Genomic DNA, 18176 nt, shown 5'->3' with positions numbered 1-18176 from the left:
CCGACTCACAGAGCACGGCGGCGTACCAGACAGGAGGACTGCATGGGATCTGATGTGAAGATCGCACGCGCGTTGATCTCGGTTACCGATAAGACGGGCGTCGTCGATTTCGCACGGACGCTGGTTGACGACTTTGGCGTCGAGATCATCTCTACGGGCGGCACGGCTCGTGCCATCGAGGACGCGGGCGTTCCCGTAACCCCCATCGAGGAGTTCACGGGCTATCCCGAGATGATGGACGGCCGCGTCAAGACGCTGCACCCCAAGGTTCACGGCGCGCTGCTGGCCCGCCGCGATTCCGAGCAGCACATGCAGGAGGCCGCTCAGCACGGCATTAAGCTGATTGACCTGGTCGTCGTCAACCTGTACGAGTTCGAGAAGACCGTCGCCAACCCCGAGGTCACCTTTGCGGATGCCATCGAGCACATCGACATCGGTGGTCCCTCCATGCTGCGCTCTGCCGCCAAGAACGCCGCGAGCGTTACCGTCATCTCCGACCCGGCCGACTATGATGCCGTCCTGGCCGAGATGCGCGAGACCGGTGGCTGCACCACGCTTTCCACCCGTCGCCGCCTGCAGGTGAAGGTCTACCAGACTACCGCCGCCTACGACACGGCTATCTCCCGTTGGCTTGCCGCTCAGGCAAGCGACGTGGCGGACACCTCTGCCAAGCTCGAGATCTCGCTGGAGAAGGTCGACGACCTGCGCTATGGCGAGAACCCGCAACAGAAGGCCACGGTCTATCGCTTTGCCGAGGGCTGCGAGAACACCGCGAGCTCGCAGTTCCCGCTTGTGGGCTCCGAGCAGATCCAGGGCAAGCCGCTCAGCTACAACAACTATTTGGACGCCGATGCCGCCTGGAACCTGGTCCGCGAGTTCGACGAGCCGGCCTGCGTGATCCTCAAGCACCAGAACCCCTGCGGTTCTGCCGTTGCCGAGGACATCACGGCAGCCTACGACCGCGCTTTCGCCTGCGATCCCAAGAGCGCCTTTGGCGGCATCATCGCCTGCAACCGCGAGGTTCCCTATGAGCTGGTTGAGCATTTTGCCGACGAGAACAAGCAGTTCGTCGAGGTCATCATCGCTCCGAGCTACACCGCCGAGGCGCTCGAGCGCATGGCCAAGCGCCCCAACTTGCGCGTGCTGGCGACCGGCGGCGTGGACCACGGCGCCCAGGTGGAGCTGCGTTCCATCGACGGTGGCATGCTGGTGCAGGAGGTCGACCATGTGACCGAGGATCCCGCGACCTTTACGTTCCCCACCGACCGCAAGCCCACCGACGCCGAGATGGCCGAGCTCGAGTTTGCCTGGAAGGTCTGCAAGGGCGTTAAGTCCAATGCCATCCTGGTCTCCAAGGGTAAGGCCGGCATTGGCATGGGCCCGGGTCAGCCCAACCGCGTGGATTCTGCGCTGCTGGCCTGCGAGCGTGCCGAAGACTTCTGCGAGCGCGAGGGCGTGGAAAAGGGCGGCTTTGCCTGCGCAAGCGATGCATTCTTCCCGTTCCGCGACAACGTCGACGTGCTTGCCGAGCATGGTGTGACCTGCATCATCCAGCCCGGTGGCTCCAAGCGCGACGACGAGAGCATCCAGGCCTGCAACGAGCATGGCATCGCAATGGTCTTCACAGGAGCCAGACATTTTAGGCACTAGGGCTTTCCCAAGCACCCGACCTTGCCCCTCAAACCGTCGCTTGCGTACATTTAGTACGCGGCGCTCCTCTTTCGGGGCAATCTCGGGCACTTGGAAAACCCTTAATGGGATGTTGTTCTATCCCATTAAGCTGATTGATTGCCGGGCCATATCTTCAAAATAATCTCTGCAAAAGACGGTCGCTCCGTTTGGAGGGCCGTCTTTTTGGTATAAGAGGACGGAATGACTAACACGAAAGGTACAACCATGCCCCAGATTGATGATGCCGAGCTGTTTGGCAATGCCGAGGATCAGCGTGCGTACGAGGATTTCTGCGCCAATCAGGAGGCGGTCGAGAAGTTCACGCTCGACAAGCCCGCGCTCATCTGCCGTTGGCGCATGTCCAACAAAAAGGTGCCCATGCTCAACCGTCACATCCGCGCGCTGTCCGAGCGCTTGGTGCAGGGCGAGCCGCTTACCCACAACATGCTCAGCTGGGCCAAGCAGCACGTTGAGTGGTCACTTGCCGAGGGCGATTACACCGCCCGCGACGGTGTACTCATGCTGGTGATCGACATCAACGGCAACGCTGCCATGACGGTGGGGGAGTACGAGCCGCTAGCCGATACGTCGGCCAAGGCGCTGCGTGCCCGTTCTGCCGAGGCCCGCTCCGAGGCCGACGAGACCGGCGTGGCGCCCGAGCTGCTCGCTGCCGTCAACGACGGTGAGCTTGCCTTTGTGGCGCCGGCAGACGAGTGCCTGTGCGGCACGGCGACGCTCATTGAGCAGCTGGCCCAGACCAAGGGCATCCCGGTCACGCGCGTGGACATTCCCGCACAGCTCAAGGGCGCGCTGTTCCTGGTGAGCGACGAGCACGGCGTGGTGCCTGCCTCCGATGCCGATGCCGTCGAGTCGGACGCCGCCACGGTCGCCTTCTTCGCCGATGGCTACGAAAAGCTCCGCGCCCGCCGCTAAATGATTTTTCTGGGACGGGGATTTTATAATCATGTAATCCCCGCGCCCGCCGCAAGCGAGGGCCGAGCCGAACGCTTTCGTTCGCGAACAGTTCTGTCACCTTAATGCCGCGCGAGGCGCGCACCGGCGACTTCGCGGCAATAATGGCTGTAAGACAACCAAGAGGGGAGCGGAATCCATGGCGCTGATCTATATCGTTGAGGACGACGAGCCCATTCGTCGCGAGCTTGCCGACATCCTTGCTCGTGCCGGTTTTGAGGTCGAGGCCTGCGAATCGTTCGAGCACGTCTCGCGTGACATCCTGGCCGCTGCACCCGACTTGGTACTGCTCGACCTGACGCTTCCCGTCAAAGACGGCCAGCATATCTGCCACGAGGTCCGTCGCGAATCCGAGGTCCCCATCATCGTCCTCACGTCGCGCACGACCGAGATCGACGAGGTCATGGCCATGACGCTCGGCGCGGATGACTTTGTTCCCAAGCCCTACAGCGCGCGCGTGCTCGTGGCGCGCATCAATGCCCTGCTGCGTCGCACCGCGGCGGCGGGCGAGCGCAGCGCGCTCGTCCACAAGGGGCTGGAACTCGACCTCGCCCGCTCCGCGGTCACCAACACGCAAACCGGCGACAGTACCGAGCTCACCAAAAACGAGCTGCGCATCCTCTCTTTGCTCCTGAGCCGCGCGGGCAAGATTGTCTCGCGCTCGGCCATCATGCAGGACCTGTGGGACTCCGATGCTTTCGTGGACGACAACACGCTTACCGTCAACATCAACCGCCTGCGCACCACGCTCGAAAAAATCGGCATCAAGGGGTATTTGACGACGCACCGCGGTCAGGGCTATTCGGTCTAGGGGCCGGTCATGTCGTTTGCTAAGTTTTTTAAAGATGCGCTGCTTCCCGTCGCCGTGTGGACCTGCGGTGTGCTGCTGAGCTGCTTTGTGCTGACGGTCGCCGGAGCTCCGGCATCTATCGTGGTCGTGGCGGTCGGTGTGTCCTTTATCTTTGGCATGCTGGGCATCGTGATCGAGTATGCGCGCCGTCGCCGCTTCCTGCATCAGCTGGAGCGGGCGGCCGAGGAACTGGAGAGCCCCGCATGGGTGCAAGAGATGGTGCAGTGTCCGACCTATGTCGAGGGCGAGCTCGAGTACGAAGTCCTGCGCCGCGTGGGCAAGGCGGCTTGCGATGAGGTAGCGGAAGGGCGACGTCAAACCGACGACTATCGCGACTACATCGAGAGTTGGGTCCACGAGGCCAAACTGCCCCTGGCTGCAGCCCATCTGATTTTGGAAAACCTGGACGGCAGCGAAGACGACCTGTCGCGCGTGGACGATTTGGGCCGCGAGCTGGCTCGCGTGGAGCGCTATATCGACCAGGCGCTCTACTATGCGCGCTCGGAAGTTGTGGAGCGCGATTACCTGATTCGACGTTGGAATCTCAAGACCCTGGTGACGGGTGCGATTAAAGCCAACGCGCGCGAGCTCATCGCGGCACACGTGGCGCCGGTGTGCGAGAACCTCGACTTTGAGGTCTTTACCGACGAGAAGTGGCTCGAGTTTATTCTGGGCCAGCTCATTCAGAACAGCATTAAATATGCGCGTGAGGACGGCGCAAAGATCGAGTTTTCGGGTGCGTTGCTGGACGAGGGTCTGGCAAGCGAGCGTATCGAACTCACCGTCGCGGACAACGGCTGCGGCGTGTGTGCAGCAGATTTGCCCCGCGTGTTCGAGAAGGGTTTTACCGGCGACAACGGCCGCGCCACCAAGCGCGCAACGGGCATTGGCCTCTACCTGGTGGCGCGCCTGTGCTCCAAGATGGGCATCGACGTCACCGCGGCATCCGACCCCGGCGAAGGCTTTGTCGTAACATTCGCCTTCTCGACGAATAAGTTCCAATATTTCGAGTAGCGCACACGGCAGACGTCCGCCCAAACAAAAACGTGCAGCCCAAACAAAACGTGCCGCCCCAACCGGGGCGGCACGCTATCTTTTATCAGCCAACTCGCTGAAGTAAGGCTGCGAAGGCCGCGGGGCCGGGAGGGGTTTCCTAAGGGCACATCCCGCAGCCGCAACGCGGCGAGGACGTGCCCGTGGAAACCCCGCAGGCCCCGCGGCCGGTGGGAGCAACGCTACTTCACGACCAAAATGTCGCAGTCCGTATTGCGCAGCAGGAACGTCGAAATCGAGCCCAGTAGCGCGTACTTAATTGAGGACAGGCCGCGGGCGCCGCAGAGCACCAGATCGGGCTTGACCACGTCGAGCATCTCATCCTTGAGCGTCTCGCGAATGCGGCCGGTACGAATCATGACCTCGACCTCGGGAATGTTGGGATTGGCCTTGGCCTCCTCGAGCTGCTTGGCGATGGAGTTGTTAAAGGCCTCTTCCAAGCCGTTGACCAGGTCGACCGGATAGGAACCGGCGCTCTCGAGCGCGGTGGAGTCGATGACGTGGCCGATGATCAACTTAGCGCCGTTGTTCGCGGCGACCTTGATGGCGCGTGCGAGCACAAAATCCTGCTGCTCAGTACCGTCGAGTGAAACAAATACCTTGGTGTAGCCCTCGTTCATGGTTTCCTCCTTGGTCTATCGCACGGGCGCGGGGCTCGTGCGTCGGGCGGGCGCGGGTGCGTTGGCCGCCGGACACTTTATCTTGTTGCAGTTATACCCAAGGATTTCGGTTTGACCGCTCGCAATTCTGTGAACGGGCGAGTTTTTTGGTAAGGGTAGGCGCAGGCGCACCGCCAACGGTTGATAATGGGACATCGCCCGCATCGTCCGCAGAACATCTACCGGCGGGTGTCTAACGAGGGGGTCCCTTTGGATATTATCGAGCTTCTAAAATCTGCCTTCATGGGCCTGGTCGAGGGCATCACCGAATGGCTGCCCGTTTCGTCGACGGGCCACATGATCTTGGTGGACGAGTTCGTCAAGATGAACGTGAGCGAGACGTTCTGGAATATGTTCCTGGTCGTGATTCAGCTCGGCGCCATTCTGGCCGTCTGCGTGCTGTTTTTCCACGAGCTCAACCCGTTCTCGCCCAGCAAGGGCAAGGAGGGCCGTCGCGACACCTGGGTGCTGTGGGGCAAGATTGTGCTCGGTTGCATTCCTGCGGCGGCGATCGGCCTGCCGCTCAACGACTGGATGGAGGAGCATTTCTACAACGCTCCCGTCGTGGCGCTGGCGCTCATTGTGTACGGCGTGCTGTTTATCGTGATCGAGAACTGGCGCGCGAGCAAGCGCGAGGAAATGGCCGTTGCCGGTTCGTTTGGTTCGCGTGCTGTGGTGTCGGGTGGACGTCCCGCCGGTGCGCACTTTGCGGCGCCCCCCACGGCTACCGCTGAGGATGAGGACGATGACGAGAATCTGGACTTTGGTTCCATCGCCACGCTCGAGGACCTCAGCTGGAAGACTGCGCTGGGTATCGGCTGCTTCCAGGTGCTTTCGCTGGTGCCTGGTACGTCTCGCTCCGGTTCTACCATCATCGGCGGCCTGCTTTTGGGCTGCACGCGCTCGGTGGCGTCTAAGTTTACGTTCTTCCTGGCTATTCCCGTTATGTTTGGCGCGAGTGCGCTCAAGCTGGTCAAGTACTTCATCAAGGGCGGCACGTTCGGCACCAACGAGATCGCCATCTTGGGCGTGGGCTGCGTTGTGGCCTTTGTGGTTTCGCTCATCGCCATCAAGTGGCTCATGGGCTTCGTCCGCCGTCACGACTTCAAGTGCTTCGGAGTCTACCGCATCATCCTGGGCATCGTAGTGCTCGCATACTTCTTCGTTCTGGAGCCCATGCTCGGCCTGTAACTTGGTTGACGCTGCGCGGCGGCCAGAGCGACAACTTGTCATTCAAAGAGGGCGGCATGACCAAAAGGTCTATGCCGTCCTCTTTTTTGGGCGATGGGGCGGGCCTGACGGCGGCGCACGGAGTCGTGGTGTGATTTGCGTCGGTGTCCGCGCGGCTCGGTATACTGGTACGGCTCAAACTATGGCGCTGCCCGCAGGCGCGCCGTCTGTCAGATGAGGAGTCGCCCATGACCCAGCCCTTGCCCTGGGAAAAGAACGCCGCGGTACCCGTGCCGCCCGCGCCGGAACCCGTGCCGCTCGATGCATACACCGCCCCCGCTGCGCCGGAGCCCGAGCTCGTTCCGCTCGACATCTATGACGCTCCCGCGCCGGCGCCCAAGCCTATCAAGCCGCTCGTCGACATCGACAGCCTTAATCCCGCCCAGCGCGAGGCGGTCCTGTCCACCGAGGGCCCGTTGCTGGTGCTCGCCGGCGCCGGCTCGGGCAAGACCCGCGTCTTGACCTTCCGCATCGCACATATGCTCGGCGACCTGGGCGTTAAGCCTTGGCAGGTTCTTGCCATTACGTTTACCAACAAGGCTGCGGCCGAGATGCGCGAGCGTCTGGCGGCACTCATCCCCAGCGGCACTCGTGGCATGTGGGTGTGCACCTTCCATGCCATGTGCGTGCGCATGCTGCGCGAGGACGCCGACCTGCTGGGCTATACCGGTCAATTCACCATCTACGATGACGACGACTCAAAGCGCATGGTGCGCGACATTATGCAGGCGCTCGGCATCGAGCAAAAGCAGTTCCCCATCAACATGATCCGCAGCAAGATCAGCTCTGCTAAAAACGCCATGATCGGGCCCGAGGACATGCTCAAGAGCGCCGATAGCCCCAACGACAAAAAGGCCGCGCAAGTCTACCTGGAGCTGGAGCGCCGCCTGCGCGCCGCCAACGCGATGGACTTCGACGACCTGCTCGTGCGCACGCTCGAGCTACTGCGCACCCGCCCCGAGGTGCTCGACAAGTACCAGGAGCGCTTCCGCTACATTAGCGTCGACGAGTATCAGGACACCAACCACGTCCAGTACGAGATCGCCAACCTGCTGGCCGCCAAGTACCAAAACCTTATGGTCGTGGGCGACGATGACCAGTCCATTTACAGCTGGCGTGGCGCCGACATCACCAACATCCTGGACTTTGAGCAGGACTTTAAAAACTGCAAGACCGTCAAGCTGGAGCAGAACTATCGCTCTACGGGTCATATCCTGAGCGCCGCCAACGCCGTGGTGCGTCACAACTCGCAGCGCAAGGACAAGCGCCTGTTTACGGCCGAGGGCGATGGCGAGAAGATTCAGGCTTTCCAGGCAAGCGACGAGCGCGACGAAGGTCGCTGGATTGCCGGCGAGATCGAAAAGCTGCATGCCAAGGGTACAAGCTACGACGATATCGCCGTGTTCTACCGCACCAACGCCCAGTCGCGTATCCTCGAAGATATGTTCCTGCGCGCGGGCGTGCCCTACAAGATCGTCGGCGGCACGCGATTCTTCGACCGCGCCGAGATTCGCGACGTCATGGCCTACCTCAAGATGATCGTGAACCCGGCCGACGAGATGAGCGTCAAGCGCGTCATCAACACGCCGCGCCGCGGCATCGGCTCCACCTCGATCCAAAAGATCGAGCAGCTGGCGCGCGACAACCGCTGCTCGTTCTTCCAGGCCTGCGAGATCGCAACAGCCGAGACGGGCATGTTTAGTGCCAAGGTGCGCAACGGCCTGTCGAGTTTTGTGGCGCTGGTGCGCGAGGGCCGCCGCATGGACGGCGAGCTCAAGGACGTCGTCGAGATGATTGTCGATAGGACGGGCCTGCTGCAGGCGTTTCGCGCCGAGGGCACCATGGAGTCCGAGAGCCGCGCCGAGAACATCCAGGAATTCCTGGGCGTCGCCGCCGAATTTGAGGAGACGCACGAGGATATCGAGGGTACGCTCGAGAGTCTAGAAGAGCTGCGCGCGGCCGGTGTTGCCGACGTGCCGTCCGTCGCCGAGTCCGAGTCCGTCGTGGTGAGTGCGCCCGCGTCCGAGCCGGAGCCGTCCGCTCCGGCATCCTCGTTTGAGGCACTTGTCGGCGCTCGTGACGCCGCGGGCTCCAATCCGCTCGATAGCCTAGCCGCCCCGGCGCTCTCGCCGCAGGATGCCCTGGCCGCCGCCATCGCGGGCAACGCGTATGCCGTGCCAACAGAGCTACCGGCGGGCGCCGTGCATGCCGACGAGATCGAGCGCACCTACGGTCCGCTCACCTGTAAGGCACTGCCGGCACTCATGGAGTGGCTGGCCCTGCGCTCCGACTTGGATTCCCTGGCCGGCGAGACACATGCCATCACCATGATGACCATCCACTCCGCTAAGGGCCTGGAGTTCCCCGCGGTGTTCGTGGCCGGCATGGAGGAGGGTATCTTCCCGCACGTGCACGACTTTGGCGGTAGTGACGATCCGGGCAAGCTCGAGGAAGAGCGTCGCCTGGCCTACGTCGCCATCACGCGTGCTCGCAAGCGCCTGTTCCTGACCTATGCGGCCACGCGTCGCACTTACGGCTCGACCTCTGCCAACCCGCGCTCGCGCTTCCTCAACGAGATTCCGTTTGAGGATATCGAGTTTAGCGGTATCGGTTCTGCCGGTTTTGAGGGCACGGGCTGGGAGAAACGCGGCGACCGTCACGGCACCTTTGGCTCGGGCATGGGCTCGGATATGTATGGCGGCAAGGTGTTTGGCTCGCATACGCGCTCGACCGGCGGTTCCGGTTCGCGCGGCGGATCGAGCTTCGACGATTTCTTTGGCGGCAGCAGCTATGGGACCGAGCGCCATCGTGGGGTCTCGCCCGACGCCGGCCGTGTTGCCTCGACCTTTGGCTCGGGCGCGCCGCGAGCCAAAAAGCCGTCGTCCAAGGTGTCGCCGACGGTGGAGCGCAAGGTCGATCGCGCCAGCGCGTCGCAGGACTTTGCCGCGGGCGATACCGTGAGCCACAAGACCTTTGGCACCGGTACCGTGATCTCGGTCGCCGGAGACATGATCGAGGTTCAATTCGAAAAAACCGGCCAGACTAAAAAGCTCATGAAAGGTTTTGCACCGATCGTCAAGCTGTCGTAATCCCGGCGGACCTGGGAGGGCGTATGGGGCAACATCGCCTGCTCGGGCAGTCCTGCGCAAGACGGAGAGCACATTAAGTGCTCTCCTTTGCGTGCGGAACTCGCGATCGATGTTGCCCCATACGCCCTCCCAGGTCCTTTGATAACGCTGCTTGCGAACGTCGCTTTGCTCGTTCGTTTTTTGGTCTGGAGAGCCGGGTGGGCCGATAGCTAGATATGGCAAGGGGCTCCTCCGTTGATGAACGGGGGAGCCCCTTGTTGCGTTGTGATTGTTGTTGCTAGTCGGAGGCTCGCCGGGACGGGGCGCGGGGTTTGGTCGATCGCGAGTTCCGCACGAGCCGGAGAGCACTTAATGTGCTCTCCGTGCGAGCAGGACTGTCCGAGCAGGCGACCAAACCCCGCGCCCCGTTCCGGCGAGCGCTCGGGGACCGGTAGCTTACAGGTGGCTGATGATCAGTTCCATCTTGCCTTCGAGGTCGATGGAGCTGACGGTGCTCGGGGCTAGCAGGTGGCTTCCCTTGTGGACGGGGTCGCCGCAGACGGTGCCTTCGCCGTCGATGACTGACAGGCACATGAAGGGCCAGCGCTGCTCCAAGGTCTTGCTGCCGTTGACGCGCACGCGATCGACGGTGTAGCAGGGGTTGGACTCGAGCTCGGTTACGCCATCGACCTTGCGCGCGGTTACGGTACCGTCGGTCGGTGCCTGCGCGTTAAAGTTGATGCAATCCAGGCTCTGCTCAATGTGAAGTGGGCGCAGCTTTCCGTCGGTGCCGGGACGTTCGTAGTCGTATAGGCGATACGTCACGTCGCTCGACTGCTGCGTCTCTAAAATGAGCGTGCCGGTCTTGATGGCGTGGACGGTACCGGAATCAATCTGGAAAAAGTCGCCCTTGTGAATTGGCAGCACGTTGAGCATGTCGTCCCAGCGGCCGTCCTCGATCATACGCGCGGCCTCGGCGCGGTCGTGCGCGCGCTGTCCGACGATGATCGTGGCGCCGGGCTCGCAGTCCAGTACATACCAGCACTCGGTTTTGCCCAGGCTGCCGTTCTCGTGCTCGGCGGCGTACTCGTCATTGGGATGGATCTGGATCGAAAGGTCGTCCTTGGCGTCTAGAATCTTAATGAGCAGCGGGAACTCCTTGCCCTCGCAGTTGCCAAAGAGCTCGCGGTGCTCGGCCCACAGCCATGACAGCGTGTGACCGGCGTACGGGCCCTCAGCGATCTGGCAGTCGCCGTTGGGGTGTGCCGAGATGGCCCAGCACTCACCGATGGGACCCTCGGGAATGTCATAACCAAATACGGTTTCGAGCTGGCGGCCGCCCCAGATCTTCTCGTGAAAGATCGGCGTCAGTTTAATCAAATCGGACATGTTCATACCCCCATGGTGTTGCGCGGCCGCCCACTCTAAACGAGCCGTAACGAGCGCCCGCATGACTACAAAAACCTATGCCAACGTTACGTTGTGCAGCTCAAAGCGGTCACCAACGTTGCGCGAGATCGAATGCTCAAAGGCGGTGCCGCTATCCAAAAAGCCAATCTGGTTGAGCTCGAGCAGGGGAGAGCCGGGTTTGGTGTCCAGGCGCTCAGCCTCTTCCTCGGTTGCCGCTACGGCGCGAATGGTGCGGTGGAAGCTCGAAATCTTCAGCCCGCATTGCTTGCGGATGAAGCTGTAGACCGATCCATACAGGTCTTTCTTTTTAAGGCCCGGAATCAGCTCGAGGGGCATGTAGGTGTACTCGATAACGATGGGCTTCTCGTCGACCTGGCGCACGCGCACGATGTGATAGGCAAAGTCGTCCTCGGCAATTCCCAGCTGGGCAGCGACGTCTGCTGGCGGATTGACAATCGAGAAATCGTAGACCACCGAGGTCACCTTCTCCCCGCGGTGCTCATACGAAAAGCCCTGGGAGCGATCGTTCTTGCCCTGGAAAAACGACTGGCCGGGAAGCCCCGCCGTGTCCTTAACGTAGGTGCCCGATCCGCGCCGGCTGGTAACAAGACCTTCATCGGTAATCTGCTCAACAGCTCGTTTGACGGTGATTTTGGAAACGCTATAGAGCTCGCAGAACTCAACGACGGTGGGCAGCTTGTCGCCCGGCTTTAGAGCGCCGTCCTCGATGCTTCGACGGATATCTGCAGCTATTGCCTCGTATTTGGGAATCATGGAACCTCCTTTCCGGCTTGATTGAGTACAAACGAAAGTATAGTCCACGCCTAAGCATCCCTATTGCGTTTTTGAAAAGTTCGAGAAAGATATAATCAAAAAACGCTTTTCTATATCAACTAGAGCGCTCTAAATGAATATGCATTCGAATAATGTGGTATTGAGCAAATTGATCGGCTCGAAGATGGGGTTGGGCCGTTTTGCCGCCCAGCGAACCGAATCTCATGCCTTGCGTTTTCCCAGATGAAACCTGCCAAAACAAACCTGTCCCTTTTTGGCAGGTTTTTGCCTGGGGAGCGGTACTATACAGGCAATGTTTAAACGAGAAAGGCGGGCTCCCATGGAACCTAAGCAGTATTACATCGGCATTGACGTCGGCGGCACTTCGGTTAAGGAGGGCCTGTTCGACGAGGACGGTAACCTGTTGGCCAAGGCCAGCGTGCCCACGCCGCCCATCGTTGACGCTGCGGGCTTTGCCGCGGTGACCGAGGCTATCGACCAGGTGGTCGCCAAGGCCCAGATTCCGCGCGCCTTTGTGGCGGGTATTGGCCTGGCCGTTCCGTGCCCCATCCCGGCATCGGGCGATGCCAAGGTCAAGGCCAACATTGCCATTAACCTGCCTGAGCTAAGAGTTGCCATTCAGGAGCACTGCCCCGACGCGGTCGTTAAGTACGAGAACGATGCCAACGCCGCTGCCATGGGCGAGGCCTGGCTCGGCTCTGCCAAGGGCGTACAGAACGTGGTAATGGTCACCATCGGTACCGGCGTGGGCGGCGGCGTTATCGTCAACGGCGACGTGGTATCGGGCGTTGTGGGCGCTGGCGGCGAGATTGGCCACATGTGCCTGAACCCCGAAGAGGAGCGCACCTGCGGCTGCGGCGGCCATGGCCATCTGGAGCAGTATTCCAGCGCCACCGGCGTGGTGAGCAACTACCTTGCCGAGTGCAAGAAGACGGGCGTCGAGCCCATCGAGCTCACCGGGCCTTCTGATTCCAAGGACGTGTTCCAGGCCTGCCGCGAGGGCGACAAGCTCGCGCTGGCCGCGGCCGATACCATGGCCGACTATCTCGGCCGCGCACTGGCGCTTATTGCCAACGTGGTCGATCCCGAGATGTTCCTGATCGGCGGCGGCGCATCCGCCTCGGCCGATGTCTACCTCGACAAGGTCCGCGAGCACTTTAAGCAGTACGCGCTTTCTGCCTCGCGCGAGACGCCCATTAAGGTCGCCTCGCTCGGCAACGACGCCGGCATCATCGGTGCCGCCTACGTAGCCCTGCGCGCCGCCGGCAAATAGCTGGTGCAAGGGGGTCAGGTTACTTTGCACCAATATGGTGCAAAAGGGACAGCCTTGGCCCCGGCACCTGCCCCAAATTGCGCCGCGGCCCTTCCGTCCCAGAAGGCTCGGCGCCAGCGTGCTACCATAGCTACGTCCAAGTACACATATCAAGTGGAGGAAATCCATGGCAAACGTTCTTGTCTTTGGTCACCAGAACCCCGATAACGACGCCATCATGAGCGCCGTCGTCCTGTCCCAGCTGCTCAACTGGGTTGAGTTTGCCGGCAACACCTACGAGGCCTGCGCGCTGGGCCAGCTTCCGGCCGAGTCCGCCAAGCTGCTCGCCGACGCCGGCATTGCCGAGCCCCGCGTGATCGAGTCCGTCGAGGCCGGTCAGCTCGTCGTCCTCACCGACCACAACGAGTCCGCCCAGTCCGTCGCCGGCCTTAAGGACGCCACGGTCTTTGGCGTTGTCGACCATCACCGCATCGGCGACTTCGAGACTGCCGGTCCGCTGCACTACATCTGCCTGCCCTGGGGCTCCAGCTGCACCATCGTCACCAAGCTCGCCGGCGTGCTCGGCGTTGAGCTTTCCGACGTTCAGGCCAAGCTGCTGCTCTCGGCCATGATGACCGACACGCTCATGCTCAAGAGCCCCACCACCACCGATGTCGACCGCGCCGTCGCTGCTAAGCTCGGCGAGCAGGTGGGCGTCGACCCGGTCAAGTTTGGCATGGAGGTCTTCCTCACCCGTCCGTCCGGCTCCTTTACCGCAGCCCAGATGGTCGGCAACGACATCAAGATGTTCGAGCCCGCCGGCAAGAAGCTGCTCATCGGCCAGTACGAGACTGTCGACAAGAGCCGCGCTCTCGGCATGATCGACGAGATCCGCGAGGCCATGCGCGCCTATGCCGCCGAGAAGGGTGCCGACGGCATCGTCCTGTGCATCACCGACATCATGGAGGAGGGCTCGCAGGTCCTGCTCGAGGGTGAGACCGAGGCCGCTCAGAAGGGCCTGGGCATCGCTGACGAGCACGACGGCGTCTGGATGCCGGGCGTCCTTTCCCGCAAGAAGCAGGTCGCTGCCCCCATTATGGCCGCCTGCTAGGTTTTGTTGACCTAACACCGACGACCGGACCGCGGACGCCCCGCGCTCCGGTCGTTTTTTGTGCGCGGGACCGCGTCCCCTATTGGACAGGGGCGCTCGCACCGTTGAGCAAATAATGTTCAACCTGTGGTTCCGCTTTTCGGCCGCGCTTGCGCGTTTGTCGCGCAGGGTAGGCTAGATGCAAGCGTAATACGTTGGAGCGCGGCGCCGCCATTTGGGCGGGCCGTGCTTTTTTAAGACGGGAACCTTCCCGCGAAAGGAGCCGCCCATGGCAGCAACCGAGCAGCTGTTCAACACCCGTGAGCGCAAGCGTTTTGAGCGTCACGACATTTGGGAGCGCATTGCCGAGAACGGCACGATTTCCGCCGCCGTCATGGTGATCGCCGCCATCGCCGCCGTCATCTGTGCCAACACCGATGCCTACGAGGCCATTCATCACTTTTTGGAGACCCCGCTGTATGTGGGTCTGGGCAACCTTACGGCCGGTCTCACCGTTGAGCTTTTCGTCAACGACTTCCTCATGGCGATCTTCTTTTTGCTGGTGGGCATCGAGCTCAAGTACGAGATGACGGTCGGCGAGCTCAAGAATCCGCGTCAGGCCATGCTTCCCATGCTGGCGGCCGTGGGCGGCGTCGTTGTTCCCGCCTGCATCTACCTGATCTTTAACCATGCCGGCGCCCGCAACGGTTGGGCTATCCCCATGGCAACCGATATTGCCTTTGCGCTGGGCGTGCTGTCGCTTTTGGGCAACCGCGTGCCCAACGGCGTGCGCGTGTTCTTCTCGACGCTCGCCATCGCCGACGACCTCATCTCCATCGCCGCCATCGCCATCTTCTACGGTCAGAGCCCCAACCCGTTTTGGCTGGGTGCCGCCGCGGTCGTGACGTGCGCGCTCGTGTGGCTCAACAAGACGCAGCACTACCGCCTTGCCCCGTATTCGGTGTTGGGCCTGCTGCTGTGGTTCTGCATGTTCAAGAGCGGCGTGCACGCTACGCTCGCTGGCGTCATCTTGGCCTTTACCATCCCGGCCAAGTGCGGCGTCAAACTCGATAGTCTCACCGATTGGTTGGGCGAGTGCCTGCCGTTGCTCGACGACCGCTACGACGACGAGGCACACATCCTGGGCCAGCACGACTTTACCGTCTCGACCACCAAGGTCGAGCGCGTCATGCACCGCGTCACCCCGCCGCTCATCCGTATGGAGCGCCTAATCTCCACGCCGGTCAACTTTGTGATCCTGCCGATCTTCGCGTTTGTCAACGCACAGGTTCGCCTGGTGGGCGTGGACATGAGCACGCTGCTCACCGACTCGGTGACGCTCGGCGTGTACTTTGGCATGCTGCTGGGCAAGCCGATCGGCATCTTTGGCATGACGTTCGCCCTGGTTAAGCTCAAGGTTTGCCAGTTGCCGCACAATGTTAACTGGCACATGATCGCCGGCGTGGGCATTCTGGGCGGCATCGGCTTTACCATGTCGATCCTCATCAGCGGCCTCGCCTTCCCGACGGCCCAGTTCGAGGTCCTGGCTGCCAAGGCCGCTATTCTTGCCGGTTCGGTCACCGCTGCCGTGCTCGGCATGATCTACATGAGCGTGGTCTGCAAACACCCCGCGCACAAGGACGAGTAAGAGCGCGAAAACCGGCTCCAGAACCGATTCGGGCGCGTTCAAAATGCGGATTCGGGCGGTACTTGCCGCCTGCCAGACACGCCAGTGGTCAAAAAACGCCGTTTGTGAGTACTGTCACAAACGGCGTTTCATTTTAGGTGTGGAAAATAATGAACACAATCATGTTATCTGTATGTTAACAAGTAATCGCTTGACTCCAATTTGGCGATAGCCACTGCTCGAAAAGAAAATCCAGGTACAAAAACGCCGATTTGGGGCCTAATCGCTGCTACTAAAAAGGTAGCAGTACTCATATTTGCCCTTTTTTGGCCACAAGCCCTAAAACAAGCCTCGCCAGGGTTGGGAAACGGGCCAAATCGTCGGCCTCGAGGTTTATTCCACGGTGCCGTAGACGGCGCCCCAGCCGTGGGCGGCTAGGGCCGAGTTAAGCTGGTCGCAAAGGGACTGACGGTCGTAATAGCCGGGCGGCAGCAAGTTGACGATCTCCATGAGGTCGGGCGCTAGGTCCAAGATTTCGGCCTGTACGATCAGATCCAGGCGGTCGATGGCGTGGCGGCCGTAAAACAGTCCGTCGACCAGGCGCTGCAGGTCGCCGAATTCCTCGGCCTGGATCGATCCGTATTCCATAGTGCCTCCTTGGGCGCACCACACCGGCATGCGCGGCGATTCGTAATTGATTGCGATGAACTTAATCTATCACGGCTTCATAACGTTGCGACGATGGCGGTCTATACTTAGACGAACTGCAACGTACCGCTTCGCGAAAGGTCGCACCCCATGCAGACGATCTACCAGAAGATGGAAACCACCGAACTCGATGCCGCCATCGAGGCGCTCAAAGCCGAGGTCGCCGAGGTCAAGGCCAAGGGCCTGGCGCTCGACATGGCCCGCGGCAAGCCGTCGCCCTCCCAGGTGGACATCTCTCGACCCATGCTCGATATCCTCAATGCCGATGCCGATCTGCATGACGGCAACGTCGACTGCTCCAACTACGGCTGCTTTGAGGGCATTCCCTCGGCACGCAAGCTGGCGGGGGAGTTCCTGGGTTGTCCTGCCGAGCAGACGCTCGTACTGGGCTCATCGAGCCTGCTGATCGAGCACGATATCGCCGGTATGTTCTGGCGTTGCGGCTCGTGCGGCAGCGACCCTTGGGAGGCTTACGAGGCAGCGCACGACGGCAAGAAGGTCAAGTTCCTGTGCCCTGTTCCCGGCTACGATCGCCACTTTGGCATCACCGCCGATCTGGGCATCGAGAACGTCCCCGTCGCGATGACCGACAACGGCCCCGACATGGACGAGATCGAGCGCCTGGTTGCCGCCGACGATTCCATCAAGGGTATCTGGTGCGTGCCCAAGTATTCCAACCCCACGGGCATCACCTTTAGCGAGGACACTGTGCGCCGCTTGGTCGAGATGCCCACGGCCGCGCCCGATTTCCGCATCTTCTGGGACAACGCTTACTGCGTGCACGACCTGTACGACGAGACCGACGAGCTCGCAAATATCTTTGACCTCGCTCGCGCGGCGGGCACCGAGGATCGCGTGGTGGCCTTTGCCTCGACGTCCAAGATCACCTTCCCGGGCGCCGGCATCGGCTTTATCGGTGCGAGCCCCGCGGTCATCGCCGAGTTCTCCAAGCGCCTGAAGGCCGGTCTTATTAGCGCCGATAAGCTCAACCAGCTGCGTCACGTGCGTTTCCTTCCCACCATCGAGGCGGTCAAGGAGCACATGAAAAAGCATGCCGAGTTCCTGCGCCCGCGCTTTGAGGCCGTTGAGCGTAAACTCACCGAGGGCTTGGGTAACACGGGTTGCGCCACTTGGACTCATCCCCATGGCGGCTACTTTGTGAGTTTCGATGGCCCCGAGGGCTCGGCCCAGAAGGTCGCCGCGCTTTGTGCCGACCTGGGCGTCAAGCTCACGCCGGCTGGTGCCACCTGGCCTTATGGCAAGGATCCGCGCGACACCAACATCCGCATCGCGCCGAGCTATCCCACGGTCGAGGACCTGGAGGCTGCGCTCGATGTGCTGGTGCTGGCTGTCAAGCTCGTCGCTGCCGAGCTTGCGCGTGCCGAGCGCGCCTAACGCGTAGGGCCCCGCAAGTCCGCGCCTAGTACTATCCGCACTTTCGATACGTAAAGGAGCGTATACATGGATTTGGGTATTTCCACCAACCCCACGCCAGAGCTCTACACCATTAAGGTGACCGGTGAGATCGATATCTCTAACGCCGATAGCCTGCGCAATGCCATCGACCTGGCGCTCGAGCAGCCCACTGAGGCCGTTGAGCTCGATTTTGCCCAGGTGAGCTACATCGATTCGACGGGCATTGGCGTGCTTGTGGGCGCCGCACACCACGCAGCTGATCATGGTAAGCGTTTTAGCTGCGTCAACGTGCAGCCCCCGGTGATGCGCGTGGTTCAGCTGTTGGGCGTCGACCAGGAGATTTCGATCACCGCTGCATAATCTTTGCCCCCAAAA

General features: G+C 61.4%; 15 protein-coding genes. 11 read left to right on the top strand and 4 right to left on the bottom strand.

The annotated features are described in order from the left end of the window. Window positions 1-42: 42 nt before the first annotated feature. From purH to CHY22_RS03390, 4 genes are all read left to right on the top strand, one after another. Window positions 43-1650: a bifunctional phosphoribosylaminoimidazolecarboxamide formyltransferase/IMP cyclohydrolase gene (gene purH / locus CHY22_RS03405; protein WP_089572435.1), complete on the top strand. Its 1608-nt coding sequence runs from the start codon at window positions 43-45 to the stop codon at window positions 1648-1650. Between the two features lie 246 nt (window positions 1651-1896). Further along, window positions 1897-2604 (top strand): hypothetical protein, encoded by a 708-nt coding sequence (locus CHY22_RS03400; protein ID WP_233502872.1) that lies wholly within the window; start codon window positions 1897-1899, stop codon window positions 2602-2604. Between the two features lie 178 nt (window positions 2605-2782). Next, a complete protein-coding gene (locus CHY22_RS03395; RefSeq protein ID WP_089572434.1) occupies window positions 2783-3454 on the top strand; it encodes a response regulator transcription factor in 672 nt (223 codons plus the stop codon). Between the two features lie 9 nt (window positions 3455-3463). After that, on the top strand, window positions 3464-4507 hold the full coding sequence (locus CHY22_RS03390) for an ATP-binding protein (protein ID WP_089572433.1): 1044 nt from the start codon (window positions 3464-3466) through the stop codon (window positions 4505-4507). Between the two features lie 221 nt (window positions 4508-4728). Here CHY22_RS03390 and CHY22_RS03385 read toward each other — a convergent pair whose 3' ends face one another. Continuing rightward, on the bottom strand, window positions 4729-5166 hold the full coding sequence (locus tag CHY22_RS03385) for a universal stress protein (protein WP_089572432.1): 438 nt from the start codon (window positions 5164-5166) through the stop codon (window positions 4729-4731). A gap of 249 nt (window positions 5167-5415) precedes the next feature. Between CHY22_RS03385 and CHY22_RS03380 the strand changes: the two genes are divergently transcribed. Beyond that, a complete protein-coding gene (locus tag CHY22_RS03380; protein ID WP_089572431.1) occupies window positions 5416-6396 on the top strand; it encodes an undecaprenyl-diphosphate phosphatase in 981 nt (326 codons plus the stop codon). Between the two features lie 227 nt (window positions 6397-6623). After that, window positions 6624-9524, top strand: coding sequence for a UvrD-helicase domain-containing protein (locus tag CHY22_RS03375; protein WP_089572430.1), 2901 nt, complete (start codon window positions 6624-6626; stop codon window positions 9522-9524). A 435-nt stretch (window positions 9525-9959) separates the two neighbouring features. On the opposite strand, the gene CHY22_RS03370 is transcribed toward CHY22_RS03375, so the two are convergent. Continuing rightward, entirely contained in the window at window positions 9960-10898 is a 939-nt protein-coding gene (locus CHY22_RS03370) for a type I phosphomannose isomerase catalytic subunit (protein WP_089572429.1), read from the bottom strand. A 69-nt stretch (window positions 10899-10967) separates the two neighbouring features. Beyond that, window positions 10968-11687 (bottom strand): GntR family transcriptional regulator, encoded by a 720-nt coding sequence (locus tag CHY22_RS03365; protein ID WP_089572428.1) that lies wholly within the window; start codon window positions 11685-11687, stop codon window positions 10968-10970. Between the two features lie 340 nt (window positions 11688-12027). On the opposite strand from CHY22_RS03365, the gene CHY22_RS03360 reads away from it, so the two are divergent. The 3 genes from CHY22_RS03360 to nhaA all read left to right on the top strand — a co-directional run bounded on the left by CHY22_RS03360 (window position 12028) and on the right by nhaA (window position 15698). Next, a complete protein-coding gene (locus CHY22_RS03360) occupies window positions 12028-12981 on the top strand; it encodes an ROK family protein (RefSeq protein ID WP_168170417.1) in 954 nt (317 codons plus the stop codon). A gap of 166 nt (window positions 12982-13147) precedes the next feature. Beyond that, complete coding sequence (locus CHY22_RS03355; protein ID WP_089572426.1) at window positions 13148-14071, top strand: manganese-dependent inorganic pyrophosphatase; 924 nt, start codon at window positions 13148-13150, stop codon at window positions 14069-14071. Window positions 14072-14339: 268 nt separating this feature from the next. Further along, the gene (gene nhaA, locus CHY22_RS03350; protein WP_089572425.1) at window positions 14340-15698 is read left to right on the top strand and encodes a Na+/H+ antiporter NhaA; all 1359 of its coding nucleotides are present in this window, start codon (window positions 14340-14342) and stop codon (window positions 15696-15698) included. A gap of 372 nt (window positions 15699-16070) precedes the next feature. Here the strand turns inward: nhaA and CHY22_RS03345 are convergent, their stop codons facing one another. Beyond that, window positions 16071-16325: a hypothetical protein gene (locus CHY22_RS03345; protein ID WP_089572424.1), complete on the bottom strand. Its 255-nt coding sequence runs from the start codon at window positions 16323-16325 to the stop codon at window positions 16071-16073. 150 nt (window positions 16326-16475) lie between these two features. Here CHY22_RS03345 and CHY22_RS03340 point away from each other — a divergent pair, with 150 nt between their 5' ends. Together CHY22_RS03340 and CHY22_RS03335 are read left to right on the top strand one after the other, a co-directional pair. Continuing rightward, a complete protein-coding gene (locus CHY22_RS03340) occupies window positions 16476-17780 on the top strand; it encodes an aminotransferase class I/II-fold pyridoxal phosphate-dependent enzyme (protein WP_089572423.1) in 1305 nt (434 codons plus the stop codon). A 66-nt stretch (window positions 17781-17846) separates the two neighbouring features. Next, on the top strand, window positions 17847-18161 hold the full coding sequence (locus CHY22_RS03335) for an STAS domain-containing protein (protein WP_089572422.1): 315 nt from the start codon (window positions 17847-17849) through the stop codon (window positions 18159-18161). Window positions 18162-18176: the final 15 nt, after the last annotated feature.

The sequence above is a fragment of the Collinsella sp. TF06-26 genome, assembly GCF_002232035.1.
In the GTDB taxonomy this organism is placed as follows: Bacteria; Actinomycetota; Coriobacteriia; order Coriobacteriales; family Coriobacteriaceae; genus Collinsella.
This window is presented reverse-complemented; position numbering and strand designations above follow the sequence as displayed.

Bases quoted from the DNA above. Each gene is read 5' to 3' on its own strand.
- purH (WP_089572435.1), top strand. From the start codon at position 43: ATGGGATCTGATGTGAAGATCGCACGCGCGTTGATCTCGGTTACCGAT.
- CHY22_RS03400 (WP_233502872.1), top strand. From the start codon at position 1,897: ATGCCCCAGATTGATGATGCCGAGCTGTTTGGCAATGCCGAGGATCAG.
- CHY22_RS03395 (WP_089572434.1), top strand. From the start codon at position 2,783: ATGGCGCTGATCTATATCGTTGAGGACGACGAGCCCATTCGTCGCGAG.
- CHY22_RS03390 (WP_089572433.1), top strand. From the start codon at position 3,464: ATGTCGTTTGCTAAGTTTTTTAAAGATGCGCTGCTTCCCGTCGCCGTG.
- CHY22_RS03385 (WP_089572432.1), bottom strand. From the start codon at position 5,166: ATGAACGAGGGCTACACCAAGGTATTTGTTTCACTCGACGGTACTGAG.
- CHY22_RS03375 (WP_089572430.1), top strand. From the start codon at position 6,624: ATGACCCAGCCCTTGCCCTGGGAAAAGAACGCCGCGGTACCCGTGCCG.
- CHY22_RS03370 (WP_089572429.1), bottom strand. From the start codon at position 10,898: ATGAACATGTCCGATTTGATTAAACTGACGCCGATCTTTCACGAGAAG.
- CHY22_RS03365 (WP_089572428.1), bottom strand. From the start codon at position 11,687: ATGATTCCCAAATACGAGGCAATAGCTGCAGATATCCGTCGAAGCATC.
- CHY22_RS03360 (WP_168170417.1), top strand. From the start codon at position 12,028: ATGGAACCTAAGCAGTATTACATCGGCATTGACGTCGGCGGCACTTCG.
- CHY22_RS03355 (WP_089572426.1), top strand. From the start codon at position 13,148: ATGGCAAACGTTCTTGTCTTTGGTCACCAGAACCCCGATAACGACGCC.
- nhaA (WP_089572425.1), top strand. From the start codon at position 14,340: ATGGCAGCAACCGAGCAGCTGTTCAACACCCGTGAGCGCAAGCGTTTT.
- CHY22_RS03345 (WP_089572424.1), bottom strand. From the start codon at position 16,325: ATGGAATACGGATCGATCCAGGCCGAGGAATTCGGCGACCTGCAGCGC.
- CHY22_RS03340 (WP_089572423.1), top strand. From the start codon at position 16,476: ATGCAGACGATCTACCAGAAGATGGAAACCACCGAACTCGATGCCGCC.
- CHY22_RS03335 (WP_089572422.1), top strand. From the start codon at position 17,847: ATGGATTTGGGTATTTCCACCAACCCCACGCCAGAGCTCTACACCATT.